The 21391-nt window shown below is 70.8% G+C and carries 19 protein-coding genes; 17 read left to right on the forward strand and 2 right to left on the reverse strand.

Features of this window, described 5'->3' with window-relative positions:
• Window positions 1–79 precede the first annotated feature (79 nt).
• From FJ657_RS09230 to FJ657_RS09250, 5 genes are all read left to right on the forward strand, one after another.
• Window positions 80–2881 (forward strand): FtsK/SpoIIIE domain-containing protein, encoded by a 2802-nt coding sequence (locus FJ657_RS09230; protein WP_141163359.1) that lies wholly within the window; start codon window positions 80–82, stop codon window positions 2879–2881.
• A 170-nt stretch (window positions 2882–3051) separates the two neighbouring features.
• Window positions 3052–4260, forward strand: a complete 1209-nt coding sequence (locus FJ657_RS09235; protein WP_141163360.1) for an ABC transporter substrate-binding protein — start codon at window positions 3052–3054, stop codon at window positions 4258–4260.
• A 1-nt stretch (window position 4261) separates the two neighbouring features.
• Window positions 4262–5440 carry an ABC transporter ATP-binding protein gene (locus tag FJ657_RS09240; protein WP_141163361.1) on the forward strand — a complete coding sequence of 393 codons (1179 nt, stop codon included), beginning with the start codon at window positions 4262–4264 and terminating at the stop codon, window positions 5438–5440.
• Between the two features lies 1 nt (window position 5441).
• Entirely contained in the window at window positions 5442–6362 is a 921-nt protein-coding gene (locus tag FJ657_RS09245; protein ID WP_255447238.1) for an ABC transporter permease, read from the forward strand.
• Window positions 6359–7156 (forward strand): ABC transporter permease, encoded by a 798-nt coding sequence (locus FJ657_RS09250; protein WP_141163363.1) that lies wholly within the window; start codon window positions 6359–6361, stop codon window positions 7154–7156. Before FJ657_RS09245 ends, FJ657_RS09250 begins: the two co-directional genes overlap by 4 nt.
• A gap of 6 nt (window positions 7157–7162) precedes the next feature.
• Here FJ657_RS09250 and FJ657_RS09255 read toward each other — a convergent pair whose 3' ends face one another.
• Window positions 7163–8125 (reverse strand): asparaginase, encoded by a 963-nt coding sequence (locus FJ657_RS09255; RefSeq protein ID WP_141163364.1) that lies wholly within the window; start codon window positions 8123–8125, stop codon window positions 7163–7165.
• Between the two features lie 48 nt (window positions 8126–8173).
• On the opposite strand from FJ657_RS09255, the gene FJ657_RS09260 reads away from it, so the two are divergent.
• Together FJ657_RS09260 and FJ657_RS09265 are read left to right on the forward strand one after the other, a co-directional pair.
• Window positions 8174–8656: an OsmC family protein gene (locus FJ657_RS09260; RefSeq protein ID WP_141163365.1), complete on the forward strand. Its 483-nt coding sequence runs from the start codon at window positions 8174–8176 to the stop codon at window positions 8654–8656.
• A 113-nt stretch (window positions 8657–8769) separates the two neighbouring features.
• The gene (locus FJ657_RS09265; RefSeq protein ID WP_181408928.1) at window positions 8770–9129 is read left to right on the forward strand and encodes a helix-turn-helix domain-containing protein; all 360 of its coding nucleotides are present in this window, start codon (window positions 8770–8772) and stop codon (window positions 9127–9129) included.
• A gap of 24 nt (window positions 9130–9153) precedes the next feature.
• Here FJ657_RS09265 and FJ657_RS09270 read toward each other — a convergent pair whose 3' ends face one another.
• Window positions 9154–10479 carry an aminotransferase class III-fold pyridoxal phosphate-dependent enzyme gene (locus FJ657_RS09270; protein WP_141163366.1) on the reverse strand — a complete coding sequence of 442 codons (1326 nt, stop codon included), beginning with the start codon at window positions 10477–10479 and terminating at the stop codon, window positions 9154–9156.
• Between the two features lie 136 nt (window positions 10480–10615).
• Between FJ657_RS09270 and FJ657_RS09275 the strand changes: the two genes are divergently transcribed.
• The 10 genes from FJ657_RS09275 (at window position 10616) to FJ657_RS09320 (ending at window position 21364) form a co-directional block, all read left to right on the forward strand.
• Window positions 10616–11611, forward strand: a complete 996-nt coding sequence (locus FJ657_RS09275) for an FKBP-type peptidyl-prolyl cis-trans isomerase (RefSeq protein ID WP_141163367.1) — start codon at window positions 10616–10618, stop codon at window positions 11609–11611.
• On the forward strand, window positions 11608–12699 hold the full coding sequence (gene dxr, locus FJ657_RS09280) for a 1-deoxy-D-xylulose-5-phosphate reductoisomerase (RefSeq protein ID WP_141163368.1): 1092 nt from the start codon (window positions 11608–11610) through the stop codon (window positions 12697–12699). The genes FJ657_RS09275 and dxr overlap by 4 nt, the downstream gene beginning before the upstream one ends.
• A gap of 80 nt (window positions 12700–12779) precedes the next feature.
• On the forward strand, window positions 12780–14234 hold the full coding sequence (locus FJ657_RS09285; protein ID WP_255447239.1) for a M50 family metallopeptidase: 1455 nt from the start codon (window positions 12780–12782) through the stop codon (window positions 14232–14234).
• 58 nt (window positions 14235–14292) lie between these two features.
• Window positions 14293–15447, forward strand: a complete 1155-nt coding sequence (gene ispG, locus FJ657_RS09290) for a flavodoxin-dependent (E)-4-hydroxy-3-methylbut-2-enyl-diphosphate synthase (protein WP_181408929.1) — start codon at window positions 14293–14295, stop codon at window positions 15445–15447.
• A gap of 453 nt (window positions 15448–15900) precedes the next feature.
• On the forward strand, window positions 15901–16866 hold the full coding sequence (locus FJ657_RS09295) for an AAA family ATPase (RefSeq protein WP_439653944.1): 966 nt from the start codon (window positions 15901–15903) through the stop codon (window positions 16864–16866).
• A 5-nt stretch (window positions 16867–16871) separates the two neighbouring features.
• A complete protein-coding gene (locus FJ657_RS09300) occupies window positions 16872–17759 on the forward strand; it encodes a DUF58 domain-containing protein (protein ID WP_141163369.1) in 888 nt (295 codons plus the stop codon).
• Between the two features lie 39 nt (window positions 17760–17798).
• Entirely contained in the window at window positions 17799–18281 is a 483-nt protein-coding gene (locus tag FJ657_RS09305; RefSeq protein WP_141163370.1) for a hypothetical protein, read from the forward strand.
• Window positions 18272–19288: a vWA domain-containing protein gene (locus tag FJ657_RS09310; RefSeq protein ID WP_141163371.1), complete on the forward strand. Its 1017-nt coding sequence runs from the start codon at window positions 18272–18274 to the stop codon at window positions 19286–19288. Before FJ657_RS09305 ends, FJ657_RS09310 begins: the two co-directional genes overlap by 10 nt.
• Window positions 19285–20361 carry a VWA domain-containing protein gene (locus FJ657_RS09315; protein ID WP_141163372.1) on the forward strand — a complete coding sequence of 359 codons (1077 nt, stop codon included), beginning with the start codon at window positions 19285–19287 and terminating at the stop codon, window positions 20359–20361. The genes FJ657_RS09310 and FJ657_RS09315 overlap by 4 nt, the downstream gene beginning before the upstream one ends.
• 1 nt (window position 20362) lies before the next feature.
• Entirely contained in the window at window positions 20363–21364 is a 1002-nt protein-coding gene (locus FJ657_RS09320) for a hypothetical protein (protein ID WP_141163373.1), read from the forward strand.
• Window positions 21365–21391 lie beyond the last annotated feature (27 nt).

The raw sequence follows: 21391 nt of genomic DNA on the forward strand, positions 1-21391 counted from the left end.
CACGATCGGCATCCACGACTTCTCCCCGGATGACCTGCCCGGCGTCCCGCGAGAGCGGCGCTCGGGGTGGACTGGCCGCGTGCCTCTCCTGCTCCAGCCTCGCCGTTTCACGTTGCCGAGGGTCGCGGCGCCCCCATCGCGCTCCGGCCTGCCGCTGCTCGGCGCGCTCGCCCCGCTCGTCATGGCAGTGGTGCTCTGGGCCGCGACGCAGTCGATCTTCTCGCTGCTGCTCGGGCTCCTGAGCCCGGTCCTGGCGCTGGCGGGCCTGCTCGACCGTCGCGTGAGCGCACGGCGCCGGCGTCGCGAGGAGGCGGTCAGAGTGCGCCGCGAGCTCCGCCTGCTCGAAGACGAGGTCGTCGCGCACCTCCGCGCCGAGACCGAGCGCATCGCGCTGGCGGCGGCACGGCCGACACGGCGAACGGCGTCGGCGATGGTCGCCGACCGCGAGCCGATGCCGCTCGTGACGCTCGGATCGGCGCTCCTGCCCTCGGCGCTGGAGTGGTCGCGAGCCGAGATCGACGCACTGCCGGCGCCCCTCGCCGCCGAAGCGCGGGATCTGATCAGCCGCGTCGAGCTGGTGCTGGCGCCGGTCGTCGTCGAAGCCGATCACGGCGTCGCGGTCGCGATCGACGGCGATGACACGGGCATCGAGATCGCCGCGGTGCGGCGGGCCCTCGCTCTGAGCTGTGCGGTGGCTCTGCCCACGGATTGGAGCATCCAGTCACCGCCGGACGAGCCGTGGAGTTCGACACTGCCGCACCGGCTGGCGACACCGGGGCGGGCGCCGGGCGCCGACCTACTCCAGGGAACTGCATCGCCGGACGCCGATCCGGCCTGGGTGCTCCGAGGCCCGTCCCGCGAGATCCGGATCGGGTCGTCGGCGAACGCCACGGGCGCTGGCGTCCGTCTGCTGGTCGGCGAGCGCGACAGCCGTCTGGTGGATTCAAGCGGAGATCGCACGCTGCCCGGGTTCCGGCCGCGGCGGCTGAGCCGGGCCCAGGCGGCGCAGGCCGCGGCCGAGTTCGCGGAGTCGACCTGGGCGGTCGGAGACGGGACCGGACTGCCCGAGTCCGTCGCGTACGCCGACCTCGTCCATCACGCAGCGGATGACGGCTCCCTGGCCACGCCGATCGGCGTCGACGGCGCCGGGGCTCCCGTGCTCGTCGACCTGGTCGGCGACGGCCCGCACGCGATCGTCGGCGGCACCACCGGCTCCGGCAAGAGCGAGCTGCTGGTGACCTGGGTGCTCGGGATGGCCGCACGCACCGCGCCCGCGCACCTCAGCTTCCTGCTCGTCGACTTCAAGGGCGGCGCCGCCTTCGCCCCGCTCGAAGCGCTCCCGCACGTCTCCGGCGTGCTCAGCGACCTCGACGCCCCCGCGGCGCGCCGGGCGGTCGTGAGTCTGCGCACCGAGCTGCTGCGCCGAGAGCGGGTGCTGGCCCAGGAGCGGGTGCGCTCGATCGAGGAGCTCGCCGCCGGGGTCCTGCCCCGACTCGTCGTCGTGGTCGACGAGTTCGCCGCGCTGATCACCGAGCAGCCCGAGCTCGGATCGGTCATCACCGATCTGGCGGCGCGCGGTCGCTCACTCGGCATCCACCTCGTCCTGTGCACGCAGCGCCCGGCGGGGATCGTCAAGGATGCCGTGCTCGCCAACGCCACGCTGCGCCTCAGTCTGCGTGTCAACAACCGCCACGACAGCAGCTCCGTGATCGGCAGCGCCGTCGCCGCCGAGCTTCCCGCGCTTCCGCGCGGCCGCGGAGTGCTCGCGGTCGAGGGCCGCCCGGTTCCGCTGCAGGTCGCGCGGGCGACCGAGCGGGACGTCGATGCGGTCGTGCGCTCCTGGCGCGGCGCGCCGACCGCGCCCGCGTTCTGGACGCCCGGTCTGCCGCCGCGTGTCGAGAGATCCGACCTCCCGTCAGCGCCCTCCGGCGGGCTCGCCTTCGGGCTCGTCGATCTTCCCGAGCAGCAGAGGATCGGCGTCGCGGCCTACGATCCCGGCCAAGACGGGCATCTGCTGATCATCGGCGGGCGCGGAGCCGGCACGAGCACCGCGATCGCCGCGATCGCCGCGGCCGCCGGCTCGGACGCGATCGTGGTGCCGCGCACGCTCGCGGACGCGTGGGCCGTCGCCCTGCGGACCGCGGAGACCGTGACGACGGTCGCCGGATCCGGGTCGCGGCCCGTGCTGCTCGTCGACGACGTCGACCGCCTGCTCGATGACGCGGGCGACGAGGGTCGTGGCGACTTCGCGGCACTCCTGGTGCGCGCGGCACGGACCCTCGAGATCGCCGGCGGAGCGCTGGTGCTCGGTGCGTCGCGTCCGCTCAGCGGGGTCTCCGCGCTCTCGGCGGTGATCGATCGCCGGCTGCTGCTGGCTCTGCCATCGCGCGAGGATCACGTGATCGCCGGGGGAGAGGGCCGAGACTTCTCGGTCCGGCGGCGACCGGGATCGGGGATCTGGGACGGCGCCGAAGTGCAGATCGCTTGGACTGGTGCGGTCGCACCCGCTGCTCCCGTCGTCTCGCGGGTCAGGATCGAGCCGACGGCGGCGCTGGCGGTCGTGAGCGGCCGTCCGGACGAGGTGCTGCGCGGGCTCCGTCGGCTCGGCACCCCCGCGATGACGCTCGACCAACTCGACCGGCAGGGCGGCGTCGCTCCGGCGGGCACGGTCGTCGTCGGCGACGTGGACGACTGGCTCGCCGACTACGCGGGGCTCGATCGCGCTCGTCGCGGCGGGATCCTGCTGGTGCACGCCGCCACCGCCGCGGATGTGCGCGCGCTGACGCGCATCCGACGCCCGCTGCCGCCCCTCGACCCGCGTCACGACGAAGCCTGGCGGGTCGAGGGGCGTGACGTCGTCCGGGTGCGCACACCGTGGTGAGTCGTCGCGAGCTCGACCGATCCGCCCCGTCTTCGAAGGACTTCGCGCGTGATCGCGTGAAATCTATGTTTCGAAACGGAGAGATCCGCGGCTCATGCCTAGTCGGGAATGCGGGCTTGTGTCACTATCGACCCACGGCCGCCGGGCCGTGTCACGCCGAGGAGACCCCGATGACCCGACCCCTTCCCGCCGACCCGGTGATCCGCCAGCTCGTTCAGCAGGCGCGACGCACCCAGCTCACCCGCCGTCAGGTGTTCGCCGGAGCGGGAATCGGCGCCGGCGCGCTCGCCCTCGCCGCCTGCTCGACTCCGGCCGCCGAGCTGAAGCCGGCGACCGACGACTCCGCCAAGGACAAGAGCATGGTCTGGGCGAACTGGCCCGACTACCTCGACGTCGACGACGCGAAGAAGCACCCGACTCTCGAGAAGTTCGCCCAGCAGACCGGCATCAAGGTCGACTACCGCGAAGACGTCGACGACAACAACAGCTACTTCGCCAAGGTGCGCGACCAGCTGCTCAAGGGCGCCGACATCGGCGCCGACACGGTCTGCCTCACCGAGTGGATGGTCGCGCGCCTCGTCAAGGCCGGCTACGTGCAGGAGCTCGACAAGGCCAATATCCCCAACGCCAAGAACCTGGTCTCCACGCTCGCGAACCCCGACTTCGACCCCGGTCGCAAGCACTCGCTGCCCTGGCAGGGCGGCTTCGCCGGAATCGCCTGGAACACCGAGCAGGTCGGCGAGCTGAAGCAGGTCTCCGACCTCTGGAGCGCCGAGCTCGCCGGCCGTGTCGGCGTGCTGTCGGAGATGCGCGACACGATCGGCCTCATCCTGCTCGAGCAGGGCGTCGACATCACCGACTCGAAGTGGGGCGCCGACGAGTTCGGCAAGGCCATGGACGAGTTCGAGAAGCAGCTCTCGAACAAGCAGATCCGCAACGTCAAGGGCAACTCGTACACCGAGGATCTCGCCAACGGCGACACGCTCGCGGCCATCTGCTGGTCGGGCGACATCACGCTGCTCAACGGCGAGGTCGGCTACGAGAAGTTCAAGTTCATCGTGCCCGAATCGGGCGGCACGATCTGGAACGACACCTTCGTCGTGCCGATGGGCTCGACCCACAAGGCCAACGCCGAGAAGCTCATGAACTACTACTACGAGCCCGAGGTCGCCGCCGAGGTCGCCGCCTACGTGAACTACGTCACGCCGGTCGAGGGCGCCGCCGAGGCGGCCGCCGCGATCGATCCGGCGCTCGCGCAGAACCAGCTCATCTTCCCGAACGCCGACACGCTCAAGACCGTGCACGCATTCCGCACCCTCTCGGCCGAAGAGGACCAGGCGTTCACGCAGGAGTTCCAGCGCGCGCTCCTCGGCGCCTGAGATGACGGCGTTCGATGAAGCCGGAGCCGATCTCGAGCTCCGGCAGATCACGAAGACCTTCCCCGGATTCACGGCGATCGAGCAACTCGACCTGACGATCCCCGCCGGCTCGTTCTTCGCGCTGCTCGGCCCCTCCGGCTGCGGCAAGACCACCACGCTGCGTCTCGTCGCCGGGCTCGAGGAGCCGACCGCCGGGCGGATCGTGATCGGAGGCCGCGACGTGACCGCGGTCAAGCCGCACGAGCGCCCGGTCAACACCGTCTTCCAGAGCTACGCGCTGTTCCCGCACATGACCGTGCAGGGCAACGTCGAATTCGGCTTGCGGCGCCGGGGCGCGAAGGATGCGGCGGCCCGCGCCGCCGAGGCGCTCCGCCTCGTGCAGCTCGATCACCTCGCCACCCGGCGTCCCTCGCAGCTGTCGGGCGGCCAGCAGCAGCGCGTCGCCCTCGCGCGCGCGATCGTCAACCGTCCCGCGCTCCTGCTCCTCGACGAGCCGCTCGGGGCGCTCGACCTGAAGCTGCGGCGCGAGATGCAGCTCGAGCTCAAAGCCATCCAGGCCGAGGTCGGACTGACGTTCCTGCACGTCACGCACGACCAGGAGGAGGCCATGACCATGGCCGACACGGTCGCCGTCATGAACCACGGGCGCATCGAGCAGATGGGATCGCCGCAGGAGCTGTACGAGCTGCCGCGCACCGCCTTCGTCGCGAACTTCCTCGGCCAGTCGAACCTGCTCACCGGCGAGGTCGTCACGAGCTCCGACGAGGTCACGGTCGTCGATGTCGCCGGGAGTCGCCTCGCGGTGCCGACGGCGCGGGCCCAGCGCACGAGCGGCACGGTCACGATCGGCGTCCGTCCCGAGAAGCTCCTGCTCGTCACGGACGCGCCGACGCCGACGCCCGGCGTCAACGTGATCGGGCCCGGCCGCATCACCGACACCTCCTTCGCCGGGGTCAGCACCCAGTACGTCGTCGAGTTCCCCGACAACCCGGCGCTGCCGGCCGTCACCGTCTTCGCCCAGAACCTCGTCTTCGGATCGACGCTCAACCCCGGCGCCGAGGTCTGGGTCACCTGGTCGGCCGACCACAGCTTCGGTCTCGTGGATGCGGCGGCGCCGGGCTCCAGCTTCGCCGGAGACGACGAGCCGAGCGAGGCCGCGGCCGCCGCCGGGGAGGCCTGAGGTGGCGTTCGGCGCTTTCGCCGGCGGGCCCGAGGCGGCACCCGGTGTCGCCGCCGCGCAGCGCAAGAGCCGCATCGTGCTGCTGCTCCTGCTGCCCGGTGTGATCTACCTCGCCATTACCTACGTTGCGCCGCTGATCTCGCTGGTGCTGACCAGTCTGCAGTCGCCGAGTCCCGACTTAGCGATCGGGTCGTACGTCTACGGCTTCAATGTCGGCAACTACGTCGTGGCGCTGCAGACCTACGCCCCCGTGCTCGGGCGGTCGTTCTTGTTCGCCCTGACCGCGACGGTGCTGACGCTGCTGATCGGCTATCCGCTCGCGTACTTCATCGGGGTGACCCTGCGGCGCTTCCCGCTGCTGCAGAGCCTCGCGCTCGTGCTCGTCATCGCGCCGTTCTTCATCAGCTTCCTGCTGCGCACCCTCGCGTGGAAGCAGATCTTCTCCGACGAGGGGCCGGTCGTCTCCTTCCTGCAGGCGCTCTCGCTGCTGCCGCACGACGCGCACCTGACCGGCACCCCGTTCATGGTGATCTTCGGTCTCACCTACAACTTCCTGCCGTTCACGGTGCTGCCCATGTACACCTCGCTCGAGCGGCTCGATCTGCGCTACCTCGAGGCGGCCTCCGACCTCTACGCGAGCCGCTGGAACACCTTCTGGCGGGTGACCTTCCCGCTCTCGCTGCCCGGCGTCGTGTCGGGCACGCTGCTGACCTTCATCCCCGCGACGGGCGACTACATCAACGCGAGCCCGAGCTTCCTCGGCGGTCTCGACACGGCGATGATCGGCAACGTGATCGAGCAGAACTTCCTCGTGCTGCAGAACTACCCCGTCGCGGCGGCCATGTCGATCGTGCTGATGGTCGCGATCCTCATCCCGGTCGCGATCTACGTCAGCGCCACGAAGACGGAGGACCTGCTGTGAGCGGCCGCTTCCGCGGCTGGGGCGTCGCCGTCTACTCGATCGTCGTCTTCGCGATCCTGCTCGTGCCGATCGGCTACACGGTGCTGTTCTCGTTCAATGACGCGCGGCGCACGAACATCATCTGGCGCGGCTTCACGCTCGACAACTGGACCGGCATCTGCGACGACGCGCGGGTCTGCGGCGCGTTCGGCGCCAGCATCGGCGTCGGCATCGCGGCGACCCTCGTCGCCTGCGCGCTCGGCACCGCGATCGCGATCGCGCTCGTGCGGTTCCGCTTCCGGTTCCGCAACGCGCTGACGATCCTGCTGTTCCTGCCGATGGCGACTCCCGAGATCGTGCTCGGCGCCGGTCTCTCGTCGCAGCTGGTCAACCTCGGCATCGAGAAGAACCTGGTCACGGTCACGATCGCCCACGTGATGTTCTGCATCAGCTTCGTGGTCGTCACCGTTCGCGCGCGAGCGGCGTCGCTCGACCCGGCGCTCGAGGAGGCGGGACGCGATCTCTACGGCTCGCCGGCCCAGGTCTTCTGGCGCGTGACCTTCCCGCTGCTGCTGCCCGGCATCGTGGCGGCGGCGCTGCTGAGCTTCGCCCTGAGCTTCGACGACTTCATCATCACGAACTTCGTGTCGGGGAGCGCCGAGACGCTGCCGAAGTACATCTACATCGCCGCGGCGCGCGGCATCCCGGCGCAGGCCAACGTGTTCGCGTCGCTGATCTTCTTCCTGGCGATCGCGGCGGTCATCGCGATCAGCCTGATCGGCGCCGCGCGGCGGAAGCGGCTGCTGCGCGCCTGAGCCGGCTCAGACGAGCAGGCGCCAGCTGCCGACCGGCCGGCCGCCGCCGAGCATCGGGGGAGCGGTGCGCTCGAGCGTCTCGGCGAGAGCGCCCGGGTCGAGTCGGCTGTGTCGCGCGAGCAGACTCAGCGCGACGAGGCTGCCGACGCGGCCGGAGCCGTCGAGCACCTTGACCGCGGCGCTCGTGCCGTCCTGCGCGACCGCGATGTAGTAGCCCTCGGCGCCGAGCTTGGCGAAGACGCCGAGGTTCTCGACGGCGACCGTGTTGTCGCGACCGGGGCCGTCGATGGCCCACGGGTGCGCGCGCACGGCCGAGGCGATCACGCTGGGTCCGTTCGCGACCCGGCTGGCGGCCCGCGCCATCCCGACCGGAGTGATGGCGTGGACCGGAGCGCCGCAGCCGTCGATGCCACTGTGCGCGATGGCCTCGCCGGCGTGCTGCTCGACGATGTCGGCGATCGAGCGCTGCAACGGATGTGCGGGGTCGAGGTAGTCCTCGGTCGACCACCCGGCGTGCACGCAGGCCGCCAGGAAAGCGGCGTGCTTCCCCGAGCAGTTCATCGCGACGCGGCGCTTCTCTCCGGCGTCGCGCCCCGAGGCGGCGTCGAGCGGCCAGTCCGGCGGGCACTGCAGATGGTCGGCGGTGAGACCGGCGCCGAGCAGGGTGCGCTCGACCACCTCGATGTGGCGCGAGGTGCCGCCGTGGCTCGCCGTGGCGAGAGCGATCTGCTCCTGGTCGAGTCGCACGCCGGTCGCGAGCGCCGCCGTGGCCTGCAGCGGCTTGAGCGACGAGCGCGGGTAGATGGCGGCCGACACGTCACCATGGGCCTCGAGCACCTCACCGGAAGGGGAGACGACCACCGCGACACCGAGGTGACGCGACTCGTCGAGGCCGGAGCGGTCGACGACGGCCAGCTCGACCGAGCCGGCGGCGGTGAGCGGATGCGGGGCGAAGGGCTGGTCCGTCATGATGATCGAGTCTATTGATCGGCGGCGACACCGCCGGAGGGGACGGACATGCGCTTCGAGTACGGCTTCCGGGTGCAGCTCGAGTGGACGGGCGACCTCGGTCGAGGAACGGCGGATGCGCGCGCCTACAGCCGCGAGCACGTGCTGCGGGCCGAGGGGCATCACGAGATCCGCGGGTCGGCCGACCGCGTGTTCCACGGCGACGCCGCGCTCTGGAACCCCGAGCAGATGCTGCTCGGCGCGCTCAGCCAGTGCCATCTGCTCGCCTACCTCTACGAGGCGGCGGCGAACGGCGTCGTCGTGGTCGGCTACACCGATGACGCGACGGCGACGCTGAAGACGGAAGCCGACGGCTCGGGCGCGGTGACGGAGGCGGTGCTGCGTCCGGCGGTCACGATCGCGGCGGGCGATCCCGAGCTCGCGCAGCGTCTGCACGACTCGGCGCGGTCGAAGTGCTTCATCGCGAACAGCGTGGCCTTCCCGGTGCGCCATGAGCCGGTGGTGCTGCTGGCCGACGACCCGCTGAGCTGACGCGACAGGAGCACGCCGAGGCGGTGGACGATCGCCCCGCGGCCCGTCCGCCCTCCGCGAACCCGGCTCGCCGCGCTTCCCCGACGGTCGCGCCGCCCGTTAGCGTCGGCTCCATGCTGCTGAGGCACGCCGTCGGCGCCACGCTGCGTCGCATCCGACTCGACTCCGGTCGCACGCTGCGTGAGGTCGCGCACGACGCCGCGATCTCGATGCCGTACCTGTCCGAGATCGAACGCGGACGCAAGGAACCCTCGAGCGAGGTGCTCGCCGGGCTCTGCCGCGCTCTCGGGCTGACGATCCTCGATCTGCTGCGCGAGGTCAGCCGCGAGGTCGCGGCGCAGGCGCCCGTCGTCGATCTCGCCGAGCGGCGGGAGGCCCGCATCTCGGTGCCGCGCACGACCGCGGGGCCGTCATCGGTGCGACACGGCGACGATGTGCGCTCGACGTCGCACGACGTGCAGGTCGCCGCCTGACGGCTCGCAGCCGGCTCGGCCGGCTCAGCCGAGCTTCGCCAGCGCCTCCTCGATCACGGACGCGGCGTCGTCGATCAGCTCCTCGCTGATGACCACGCTCGGCAGCAGGCGCAGCACGCTGTCCCAGCTGCCGGCGTCGAGCGGGATCACGCCGTTCGCGGTCGCGTGCTTCAGCACGGCCTTCAGGGCCTCGGGGTTCGGCTCGCGGGTGCCCGGCTTGACGAGCTCGATGCCGAACATGGCGCCCTTGCCGCGCACCTCGCCGACCACCGCGAATCTGTCGGCCCAGTCGCCGATGCGCGCCCAGAGCGCCTTCTCGACCCGCTGCGCCTCGCCGATGAGGTTCTCGCGCTCGATGACCTCGAAGGTCGCGAGGGCGGCCGCGGTCGAGACCGGGTTGCCGCCGAAGGTGCCGCCGACGCCGCCGGGCTGCACTGCATCCATGACCTCGGCACGGCCGGTGACCGCCGCGAGCGGGAAGCCGCCGGCGATGCCCTTGGCGGTCGTGACGATGTCGGGCACAACGCCGTGGTGCTCGATCGAGTACCAGGCGCCGGTTCGGGCGATGCCGGCCTGGATCTCGTCGGCGACGAAGAGGATGCCGTTCTCCTCGCAGAAGGTCTTGATCGCGCGGAAGTAGCCGTCGGCGGGGATGATGATGCCGCCGTCGCCCTGGATCGGCTCGACGAAGAAGGCCGCGACCTCCTCGGCGCCGATGTGGGTGCGGATGTAGTCGATCGTCTTGGCGGCCGCCTCCTCACCCGAGAGCCCGTCGCGGAAGGGGTAGCTGATCGGCACCGAGTAGAGATCGCCGGGGAACGGTCCCATGCCGGCGCGCTCGGGCCAGGGGCGGTAGGTCATCGCCATGGTCAGGTTAGTGCGGCCGTGGAAGGCGTGGTCGAGGCTCAGGATGACACGGCGGCCGGTGAACTTGCGGGCGATCTTGACGGCGTTCTCGACGGCCTCGGCGCCCGAGTTGACGAGCACGCTGCGCTTCTCGAAGTCGCCCGGCGTGATCTCGGCGAGCTTCTCGGCGACGCGCACGTAGTTCTCATAGGGCGTGACCGTGAAGAGCGTGTGGGTCAGCTTGGTCGCCTGCTCGGCGGCGGCCGCGGCGACGTCGGCGTTCGCGTGGCCGATCGTGGTCACGCCGATGCCGCAGCCCAGGTCGATGAGCTGGTTGCCGTCGACGTCGACCAGGATCGCGCCGGAGCCGCGCTCCATGTAGATGTTGGCGAGCGTGCCCGCTCCGCGCGAGACGCTGGCCTCGCGGCGCGCCTGCAGCGCGACCGACTTCGGTCCGGGGAGTTCGGTGACGAGCTTGCGCTCCTGGGGCACGCTGAAGTCCATGCGGTCGAGCCTAGGCGCTCGTCCGAGCTCGCCCGTGCAGATCCCGACCGTCGTGCCCGCCGCGCCGCGCTCAGGAGCCTCGACCCCGCGTGCGGCAGACTGGTCGCGATCCCGCCCTCGACTCGAAGGTCTGCGCATGCGCTTCACCCGCCCTGTCCTCCCCGCCCTGGCCGCCGCCGGTCTGCTCGTCGCGACCCTCGCCGGGTGCAGCACTCCCGAGAAGGGGGACCCGGGCGATGCCGCCCTCAGCTGCCCGGCCGCGGGGGATGCGTCGAAGGCCGTGAAGGTGAAGGTCGCCGACGGCGCGGACACGGCGCCGAAGGTGACGTTCGACGCTCCGCTGAAGACGGACGCGACTCAGGCGTCGGTGATCAAGGCCGGCACGGGCGCGAAGATCACCGAGAAGGACAACGTGAAGGTGCGGTTCACCTTCGTCAACGGCACGACCGGCAAGGCGCTCGGCGCGACCGGCTACGAGGGCTCGGCCGTCGAGACGCTGCCGATGACGAACACGCAGGTGCCGGCCGGGCTGCGCAAGGCGGTGCTCTGCGCGAAGCCCGGTGCGATCATCGCCGCGGTCATCCCGCCCGACGACGGCTTCGGCGCCACGGGCGCCGGCGAGCTGAAGGCCGATGACGTGCTCGTCGCGGTCGCCGACGTGGTGAGCATCGTCAAAGACAAGGCCGACGGCAAGAGCGTCGATCCCGGCGCGGAGTTCCCGAAGGTGACCCTCAAGAAGTCGGGCGAGCCCGAGGTCGACCTGCCGAAGACGGTGGTCGAGCCGGCGACAACGCTGATCGGGCAGCTCAAGCAGGGCGACGGCGCGACGGTCGCCGCGGGCGACACCGTGACGGTGCAGTACAAGGGCATCGACTGGAACACGGGCAAGGTCTTCGACGCCAGCTGGACCCGCGGCCAGAGCTCCAGCTTCCCGACCACCGGGGTGATCGCGGGCTTCTCCAAGGCTCTTGTCGGGCAGAAGGTCGGCTCGCAGGTCATCGCGATCATCCCGCCGGCCGAGGGCTACGGTCCCTCGGGCGGTCAGCCGAGCGCCGGCATCGCGGCGACCGACACGCTGATCTTCGTGGTCGACATCCTCGACACCGGCGCGACCGCCTCGACGCAGGGCTGAGCGTGTCGCGCCGCGTCGTCATCCTCGGCAGCACCGGCTCGATCGGCGAGCAGGCGCTCGACGTCATCCGCCGCAACCCCGAGCGCTTCGAAGTCGTCGGCCTGGCGGCGGGCACGAATCGCGAGCGGCTCGAGCAGCAGGGCGCCGACTTCGCGGTGGATGCGCTGGCGCTCGGCGTCGACGAGGCGGTGCAGCTGGTGCGCGACACCGAGGCGGACGTCGTGCTCAACGGCATCACCGGCTCGGTCGGGCTCGCGCCCACCCTGGCGGCGCTGGAGACGGGCGCGAGCCTGGCCCTCGCGAACAAGGAGAGCCTGATCGTCGGCGGGCCGCTCGTGAAGGCCGCGGCCGCGCCCGGTCAGATCGTGCCGGTCGACTCCGAGCACTCGGCGATCGCGCAGGCGCTGCGCGCGGGGGAGCCGCACGAGGTGCGGCGGCTCGTGCTGACCGCATCGGGTGGCCCCTTCCGCGGCCGCTCGCGCGACTCGCTCGCGGACGTGACGCCGGCGGAGGCGCTGGCGCATCCCACCTGGGACATGGGCCTCGTCGTCACGACGAATTCGTCGACGCTCGTCAACAAGGGCCTCGAGGTGATCGAGGCGCACCTGCTCTTCGACGTGCCCTACGACCGGATCGCCGTGACCGTGCATCCGCAGTCGATCGTGCACTCGATGGTCGAGTTCGTCGACGGCTCGACGATCGCGCAGGCCTCGCCGCCCGACATGCGTCTGCCGATCTCGCTCGGCCTGGCCTGGCCCGACCGGATCTCGGGCGTCGGCGCGCCGCTCGACTGGACGACCGCGTCGGCCTGGACCTTCGAGCCCCTCGACGACGACGCCTTCCCTGCGGTCGCCCTGGCGAAGCGCGTCGGCACGGCCGGCAGCACCTATCCCGCCGTGTTCAACGCGGCGAACGAGCAGGCGGTGCACGCCTTCCACGCGGGGCGCATCGGCTATCTCGACATCCTCGACACGGTGGATGACGTGGTCGACCGGCACGAGCCTGCGGCGTCGCTCGATCTCGACGCGGTGCTCGACGCGGAGCGCTGGGCCCGCGAGCAGGCCGACGCGCTCATCGCCCGCGCCTGAGTCCATCCGGATCCTGCGCAGAGCCGACACCCCAGCAAGCGGGGGCGCGCTCCCAGCGTCGCGCGCGTAGCCTTCCCGACGTGGAGTCCGTGCTGCTGTTCATCCTGGGCGTCGTCATCGTCGCGCTCGGCGTCGCCGTCTCGATCGGGCTCCACGAGTTCGGCCACCTCATCCCGGCGAAGATCTTCGGCGTCAAGGTCGGCCAGTGGATGATCGGCTTCGGCCCCACGGTCTTCTCGCGCAAGGTGGGCGAGACCGAGTACGGCGTGAAGGCCATCCCGCTCGGCGGCTACATCTCGATGGCGGGCATGTACCCGCCCGAGAAGCCGCGCCGGCGCCGCTGGGGCCGGCGCGAGAGCTCGTCGGATGCGCTCGACGCAGAGCTCGCCGCCGAGTCGGTTCTGACCCCCGGGGCCGTCGAGGATGCGTCGGTCGGCACCGCGGCGTCGCGCACCGAGAGCGCTTCGGCCCGCAGCTCGACGACCGGCTTCTTCGACACCCTCGTGCAGGAGGGGGAGAAGGCCGGCGACGAGCTCGACCCCGCCGACGCCGACCGCGTGTTCTACAAGCTCTCGCCGTGGAAGCGCATCATCGTGATGCTCGGCGGCCCGACCATGAACCTGCTCATCGGCATCGCCTGCACGGCGATCGTGCTGTGCGGGTTCGGCCTGCCCACCTCGAGCACCACCATCGCGGCGGTCAGCGAATGCGTGACCTCGACGGCGACCGCCGATCAGGCGAGCTGCGCGGGCAAGGATGCGAGCCCGGCCGCGGCCGCCGGCGTCCAGCCGGGCGACCGCATCGTCTCGATCGACGGCACGGATATCTCCGACTGGAGCACCCTGCAGTCGATCATCCGACGTTCGACCGGCGAGGCCGTGACGGTCGTCGTCGAGCGCGACGGTGCTCAGAAGACCCTCGAGATGACCCCGATCGAGAACACGGTCGGCGTGTACGACGCGCAGGGTCAGCCGGTCAAGAACGCCGACGGCAGCTACCGCACCGAGACGGTCGGCTTCGTCGGCATCACACCGCAGAGCACGCAGCAGCAGCAGCCCGTCAGCGCAGTGCTTCCCTACGTCTGGCACAACGTGACCTCGGTCGGGAACGTCATCCTCAACTTCCCCGACCGCATCGTCGGCGTCGCGAAGGCGGCGTTCGGCGGGGGAGAGCGCGACGCGAACGGACCCATCGGACTGATCGGCGTCGGCCGCATCGCCGGCGAGATCTCCGCGAGCGACCAGACGCCGGTCGCGGCGCGCGCCCAGAGCCTGATCAGCCTGATCGGGGGCGTCAACATCGCCCTCTTCGTCTTCAACCTGATCCCGCTGCTGCCGCTCGACGGCGGTCACGTGCTCGGCGCGATCTGGGAGTCGCTGCGCCGTCGCGTGGCGAAGCTCTTCAAGCGACCCGACCCCGGCCCCTTCGACCTCTCGCGCCTCATCCCGCTGACGATGGTGATCGTCGTGATCCTCGGCGCGACGAGCCTGCTGCTGATGTACGCCGACATCGTCAACCCGGTGAAGCTGTCCTGACGCTGAGCGCCGTGCGTCGTCCAGACAGCCGTCACCTCATCCGCGTACCCTGACGACCATGCCCGCTCTCAACATCGGGATGCCGAAACCGGCTCCCGAGGTGCTCGCCCCCCGCCGCAAGTCCCGCCAGATCAAGGTGGGAAAGGTACTGGTCGGCGGCGACGCCCCCGTCAGCGTCCAGTCGATGACCACGACGCCGACCACGAACATCAACGCGACCCTGCAGCAGATCGCCGAGCTCACCGCCTCGGGCTGCGACATCGTGCGCGTGGCCTGCCCGAGCCAGGACGACGCGGATGTGCTGCACATCATCGCGAAGAAGAGCCAGATCCCGGTCATCGCCGACATCCACTTCCAGCCGAAGTACGTCTTCCAGGCGATCGACGCCGGCTGCGCCGCGGTGCGCGTCAACCCGGGCAATATCCGCAAGTTCGACGACCAGGTCGGCGCGATCGCGAAGGCCGCGAAGGATGCCGGCGTGAGCCTGCGCATCGGCGTCAACGCCGGCTCGCTCGACAAGCGCCTGCTCGAGAAGTACGGCAAGGCGACCCCCGAGGCGCTCGTCGAGAGCGCGGTCTGGGAGGCGAGCCTGTTCGAGGAGCACGACTTCCACGACTTCAAGATCTCGGTCAAGCACAACGACCCGATCGTCATGGTCAAGGCCTACCGTCAGCTCGCCGAGCGCGGCGACTGGCCCCTGCACCTCGGCGTGACCGAGGCCGGCCCCGCGTTCCAGGGCACGATCAAGAGCGCGACCGCGTTCGGCATCCTGCTCAGCGAGGGCATCGGCGACACGATCCGCGTCTCGCTCTCGGCGCCGCCCGCCGAGGAGGTCAAGGTGGGCCTGCAGATCCTGCAGTCGCTCAACCTGCGCGAGCGCAAGCTCGAGATCGTCTCGTGCCCGTCGTGCGGTCGCGCCCAGGTCGACGTGTACTCGCTCGCCGACAACGTCATCGAGGGCCTCAAGCACGTGACCGTGCCGCTGCGCGTCGCCGTCATGGGCTGTGTCGTCAACGGACCCGGCGAGGCCCGCGAGGCCGACCTCGGGGTCGCCTCGGGCAACGGCAAGGGCCAGATCTTCGTCAAGGGCGAGGTCATCAAGACCGTGCCGGAGTCGGAGATCGTCGAGACGCTGATCTTCGAGGCCCAGCGCCTCGCGGATGAGATGGGGGCGGATGCGCCCGTCGGCTCGCCGGAGGTCGTCACCTCCTGACCGTCGCGGCGTGGTGGTCGTGCGATGGGCACGCGTCCCCATCGTGCGCCGACACCTGCTCCCCGCAGAATTCGAGAGAACGTCCGGTCGCCTAGGCTCGACAGGACACCCGCCGCCCCTCCCGGAGGAAGATCAGTGACCGATCCCGCACCGCAGAGCCCCGCCCCGCAGCCGACACCCGGTTGGCAGGCGCCCGCTCAGCCCGCCGCGCCGACCGCGCAGCCGGTCGCGCCGAGCGCGCAGCCGGCGCAGCCCGGTCAGCCGGCTCAGCCGGGGCACCCGGTCGCGCCGCCGCCGGCGTCCGGTGGCCAGCCGGTCCAGCAGCAGGTGCCCATCCGGCACGACGGCACCGAGCCCGGCTTCGGTCCCGCTCCGACGCCGACCGCCGCGAGCGAGGCTGCCGCCGCGTCCGCGGCGCCGCGGGTTTCCGAGGTGCAGCTCACCGACGCCGACCTGCAGCGCTCGGCCCGCATCGTGCAGCGCATGTCGGCGGCGTTCGCCCGCAAGGTCGTCGGCCAGCAGGCGCTGCGCACGAGCATCATGACGGCGCTCGTCGCGGGCGGACACATCCTGCTCGAGAGCGTTCCGGGTCTTGCCAAGTCGACCGCCGCGGGCACGCTCGCCACGGCCGTGCAGGCCGAGTTCCGCCGCATCCAGTGCACGCCCGACCTGCTGCCGAGCGACATCCTCGGCACCCAGATCTACGACGCGCCGAACTCGCGCTTCGTCACGCAGCTCGGTCCCGTGCACGCCAACATCGTGCTGCTCGACGAGATCAACCGCTCGAGCGCGAAAACGCAGAGCGCGATGCTCGAGGCGATGCAGGAGCGTCAGACCTCGATCGGCGGCACGATCTACCCGCTGCCCGAGCCCTTCCTCGTGATCGCGACGCAGAACCCGATCGAGCAGGAGGGCACCTACCTGCTGCCCGAGGCGCAGCTCGACCGCTTCCTGCTCAAGGAGGTGCTCGACTACCCGAACCCGGCCGACGAGTTCGAGATCCTGCGGCGCATCGACAGCGGCGTCTTCGACCGCGACGACCACGATCCCGACCCGCTGACGCTCGACGACGTGCGCTTCATCCAGGAGGCCGGCCAGAAGGTCTTCGTCGCCGACCAGGTGCGTCAGTACCTGATCGCGATCGTGCAGGCGACCCGCAACCCCGCCTCGGTCATCAACGCCGACTGGGCCCGACTCGTCGACTACGGTGCGAGCCCGCGCGCGTCGATCGCGTTCCTGCAGGCGGCCCGCGCGCTGGCGCTGCTGCAGGGCCGCGGCTACGTGATCCCCGAAGACGTCAAGCAGCTCTCGCGTCGTGTGCTCGGCCACCGCGTGGTGCTGACCTTCGAGGCGGATGCGCTCGAGGTCACGTCGTGGCAGATCATCGACGCGATCGTGGCCGCGATCCCGACCCCGTAAGCGGCATGGCCTCCCTGCTCCCGCGCGTCAAGTCACGGCTGTTCATCCACGCCAACCGACGCACCACGAACCTGCTCGACGGCGCGTACGCCTCGCTGCACGTCGGCCGCAGTCTCGACTTCGACGACCTGCGCGTCTACGTTCCCGGCGACCAGGTCGAGGACATCGACTGGAAGGCGACGGCTCGCACCGGGCAGCCGCTGGTGAAGCGCTACCTGCAGACCCGGCGTCAGGATGTGCTCTTCGTGGTCGACACCGGGCGGGGGATGGCCGCGGTCGCCGAGGGCGGCGAGGCGAAGCGCGACATCGCGATCGACATCGTCGGGGTGCTCGGCTTCCTGTCGCTGCGTCACGGCGACTCGGTCGGCATGATCACGCACTCCGAGGGACGTGTGCGGATCCGCCCGCCGAAGTCGACCGAGGGCTACCTGGAGTCGCTGCTGCGCGGCATCCGCGACGAGACGACCCTCGATGGCGAGCAGAGCGACATCACCGAGCTGCTGGGGCACGTGTCGCGCGTGCTGCGCAACCGGGGCATCCTCGTGGTCGTCGCCGACGACCTCATGCCGCCCGACGACCTCGACGACACGCTCAAAGCTCTCGGCACCCGCCACGAGCTGCTCTGGATCACGGTCGCCGACCTCGACCTCATCTCGGGCGACGGCAGCCGCCGGCAGATCGTGGGCGTCGAGGACGATCAGCTCATCCCGGCCATCTTCCGCTCCGACCGCAAGCTGCGCCGGCTCTACGCCGAGGCGGCGACCTGGCGGGTGGACTCGCAGCGCACCTTCTTCACCCGACTCGCCGTCTCGCACGCGCGCGTCGGCCGCATCGAGTCGGTCGTGCCGACGCTGCTCAACCTGCTGAGGAGGCGTTCGCGTGCAGGGATCTGAGCGTCGTGGCGCGCCGACCCGCGGGGGAGGGCGGCGCCGATGAACGACCCCGTCGACCCCTACTTCCCGCCCCAGGTCTACGACTGGTTCTGGTGGATCGTGCTGCCGGTGTTCCTGCTGCTGCTGGCGGCGTGGATCATCCTCTCGCGCGTCATCGCGAAGCGCGCCGCCCAGCCCATGGAGGCGCCGCCGGCGCCGGTCATCAAACGCTACGTGCCGCCGCCGGACGCGGGCCCGAAGGCGTTCGCGCGCATCGATCGCGTGCGGCGGCGGTTCGAGGCCGGCGACATCGACACCCGTGACGCGCACATCGAGCTGAGCGAGATCGTGCGCGAGTTCGGCTACCAGCGCACCGGGATCGACGCGCGCAGCATGACGCTCGAGGAGCTGCGCGAGAGCCGGCTGGTGCCGATCGCCGACGCCGTCTCGGGCTGGTACCCGATCGCGTTCGCGCCCGACCCCGACGCGGGGATCGGTCCGGCGCTCGATTCCGCGAGAGGAGTGGTGCAGGCATGGAGCTAGTCTTCGGCTGGATGCCGTTCGCCCTGCTGGGGCTCGTCGTGGCCGCCTTCGCGGTCTACCTGATCGTCTCGCGCGGTCGTCGCCGTCGCGGCGACAGCACCGTTCTGGCGGCGGCGCACGTGGAGCGTCTGTTCGCCCTGCCCGAGTACCGCAAGGCGTATCGCCGGGGTCGCGTGCTGTTCGCGGGCCTCCTGGCGGTGAGCCTGTTCGCCCTCGGCGGTCTCGCGATCGTCGCCGCCCGACCGGTGACGACCGACGTCGTGACGACCGAGACCGCGAACCGCGACATCGTGCTCTGTCTCGACGTCTCCGGCTCGATGCTCGGCGACGACGCCGAGGTGCTCGACCAGTTCCGCGCGATCGCGAAGGGCTTCTCGGGCGAGCGCATCTCGCTCGTCATCTGGAACGCGTCGGCCGTGCAGGTCTTCCCGCTCACCGACGACTACAGCTACGTCGACGAGCAGCTGAAATCGGTCGCGGATGCCGCGGCCGAGGCGGATCGTCTGGGCTACTACCCTGATCCGCAGGCGGGCAGCTTCGATCTGCTGAGCGGCACCCTGCTCGGCAGCGGCTCGTCGCTGATCGGCGATGGACTCGCGAGCTGCGTGCTGCGCTTCGACAACACCGAGTCGGAGCGCTCGCGCACGGTGCTGCTCGCGACCGACAACGAGCTCTACGGCGACCCGCTCGTGACCCTCGACGAGGCGTCGCGGTTCGCCCAGGAGCGCAAGGTGCGGGTCTACGCGCTCACCCCGTCGTTCCTCGGCATCTCGACGCCGGAGAAGCGCGAGCTGCAGCAGGAGTCGGAGGCGACGGGCGGCAAGCTCTTCGGCCTCGACGACGCCCGCGCCGCCGACGAGATCGTCAAGCGCGTGCTCGCCGACCAGGCGTCGAAGCTCAAGGGCACGCCGCGTCTGGTGGTGACCGACGAGCCGGGTGGTGCGCTCGTGGTCGGCATCCTCGCGGTGTGGCTCGTCGCGTTCATCGGCTGGAGGATGCGCACGTGATCTTCGACCCCGTCATCAGCGTGGGCTGGATCGTCTTCCTGCTGATCCCGCCGCTCGGCTTCACGATCTGGCAGATCGCTCGAAGCGGGGGGATGCGCGCGCGCATCTCGCCCATCCGCCGCCTCGTCGCCGTGCTGCTGCTCGGTGTCGCCGCTCTCGGCCCCGCGATCCCCGGCGGCACCACGAAGGAGATCCGCTCCGACGTCGACGTGTTCGTGCTGATGGACACCACGACCAGCTCGAACGCCGAGGACTACGGCGACGGCCGCACCCGCCTCGACCTCATGAAGCAGGATCTCCGCTCGGTCGTCGAGCAGTACGGCGGCGCCCGCTACAGCCTCATCACCTTCGACAGCGCCGCGCAGGTGCGCGTGCCGCTGATCGCCGATCCGGATGCGGTGCTCTCTCTCGCCGACACGCTGCAGGTCGAGATCACCGACTACTCGCAGGGTTCGACGCCGTACCAGGCCAACGATCTCCTGGCCGAGCGCTTGACGGCCTCGCGCAAGGACCACCCCTCGCGGGTGCGCGTGGTCGTGTACATGGGCGACGGGGAGCAGACCGCGACCGTCGACGGCGCTCAGAGCTTCTCGGCGGCGAAGGGGCTCTTCGACGCCGGCGCCGTGCTCGGCTACGGCACGGCGCAGGGTGGTCCGATGCGCGAGAACAACGCGGAGGTGTTCGTCGACGACCAGTACGACGAGGCCACCGGCGGTGCGACCGCTCCGCCGACTCCGCAGCCCACGCCGTCGGCGAGTCCCACCCAGCCCCCGTACCTCGTCGACCCGTCCACGGGCCAGCCGGCCATCTCGAAGATCGACGAGACCGTGCTGAAGAAGATCGCCTCCGACCTCGGAGTCGGATACCAGCATCGTGCGCCAGGCTCCTCCCCGACGCTGCCCGATGTCGGCAACCGGCTGGGCGAGCAGGTCGAGGTCAAGAAGCTGTCGATCGCCGAACGCCTGTACTGGATCCCCGCGATCGCCGCGTTCCTACTGCTGGCCTGGGAGCTGTTCATCGGATGGCGTCAGCTGGCCGAGCTGCGCACCGCGAAGCCGAAGAAGGTGAACTGATATGAGCGCGACCGCCGAGAAGGAGGTCCCGACCGTCGAGGTCGAGGCCGCGCCGAGCACCGGCCCCGGCACGCCGTGGGCCCGTCTCATCGCCCCGTCCGAAGACGCCCGTCGGCTGCGTCGGCGCATGCTCGGCGTCTCGCTGCTGCTCGTCGTGCCGGTGGGGCTCTTCGCCATCGGCACCTTCGTGAACGCGATCATCCAGCTCGGCGTGTCGAACTCCTACGCGCAGAAGGACTACAAGGCCGCGGCGAGCTGGGCGCGCTGGGGCGTGAGCCTGAATCCGATCGATCAGTACCTGCCGCACTACAACCTCGGCACCGCCTACGGTCAGGTCGGCCTCCTCCCCGAATCGAAGAAGGAGCTCGCGACCTCGGTCGCGAACGCCGGCTCGGTCGAGCAGTTCTGCCCGGCCGTCGCCAATCTCGAGCTCACGACCGAGAAGATCGGCGACGCCGCGAAGGCCGCCGGCAAGACGGATGATGCGCGCGCCGCCTGGTTCGAGGCCCGCGATCAGTGGCAGGCCGCGCGCGACAAGGACTGCGTCGAGGTGAAATCCTTCGTGAAGAAGGCCGATTCGTCGATCGAGCGGCTGAACAAGAAGCTCGCCGACTCGGGCGGCACCGATCAGAACCAGGATCAGAACCAGAGCCAGGACCCGAATCAGGATCAGAGCCAGGGCGGTCAGGGCGGGCAGCCGTCGGGCCAGCCGAGCAGCGGATCGGGTCAGCCGTCGGGCCAGCCGAGCAGCGGCTCCGGGCAGCCCTCCGGTCAGCCGAGCACGGGGACGGGGCAGCCGTCCGGACAGCCGAGCACCGGGACGGGCGACCAAGGCGACGGCTCGAACGGCAGCAGCGGAAGCGGCGACGACGGCGACTCCAGCAAGACGCTCGGCGACAAGCTCGGCCAGCTGAAAGGCCGTGACGAGCAGGCCGGGCGCAATCGCGACCAGCACGGCGACGAGAACAGCTCCTCGGGCTCCCGCTCCGACAAGCCCTGGTGACGCCCCGGCGTGCCGAGCCCCGCGCGC

Origin of the sequence: Schumannella soli (genome assembly GCF_006517435.1) — a bacterium.
Classification (GTDB): domain Bacteria; phylum Actinomycetota; class Actinomycetes; order Actinomycetales; family Microbacteriaceae; genus Schumannella; species Schumannella soli.

Bases quoted from the DNA above. Each gene is read 5' to 3' on its own strand.
- ispG (WP_181408929.1), top strand. From the start codon at position 14,293: ATGCCCGCTCTCAACATCGGGATGCCGAAACCGGCTCCCGAGGTGCTC.
- FJ657_RS09320 (WP_141163373.1), top strand. From the start codon at position 20,363: ATGAGCGCGACCGCCGAGAAGGAGGTCCCGACCGTCGAGGTCGAGGCC.
- FJ657_RS09255 (WP_141163364.1), bottom strand. From the start codon at position 8,125: ATGACGGACCAGCCCTTCGCCCCGCATCCGCTCACCGCCGCCGGCTCG.
- FJ657_RS09270 (WP_141163366.1), bottom strand. From the start codon at position 10,479: ATGGACTTCAGCGTGCCCCAGGAGCGCAAGCTCGTCACCGAACTCCCC.
- FJ657_RS09235 (WP_141163360.1), top strand. From the start codon at position 3,052: ATGACCCGACCCCTTCCCGCCGACCCGGTGATCCGCCAGCTCGTTCAG.
- FJ657_RS09275 (WP_141163367.1), top strand. From the start codon at position 10,616: ATGCGCTTCACCCGCCCTGTCCTCCCCGCCCTGGCCGCCGCCGGTCTG.
- FJ657_RS09260 (WP_141163365.1), top strand. From the start codon at position 8,174: ATGCGCTTCGAGTACGGCTTCCGGGTGCAGCTCGAGTGGACGGGCGAC.
- FJ657_RS09305 (WP_141163370.1), top strand. From the start codon at position 17,799: ATGAACGACCCCGTCGACCCCTACTTCCCGCCCCAGGTCTACGACTGG.
- FJ657_RS09310 (WP_141163371.1), top strand. From the start codon at position 18,272: ATGGAGCTAGTCTTCGGCTGGATGCCGTTCGCCCTGCTGGGGCTCGTC.
- FJ657_RS09265 (WP_181408928.1), top strand. From the start codon at position 8,770: ATGCTGCTGAGGCACGCCGTCGGCGCCACGCTGCGTCGCATCCGACTC.
- FJ657_RS09300 (WP_141163369.1), top strand. From the start codon at position 16,872: ATGGCCTCCCTGCTCCCGCGCGTCAAGTCACGGCTGTTCATCCACGCC.
- FJ657_RS09240 (WP_141163361.1), top strand. From the start codon at position 4,262: ATGACGGCGTTCGATGAAGCCGGAGCCGATCTCGAGCTCCGGCAGATC.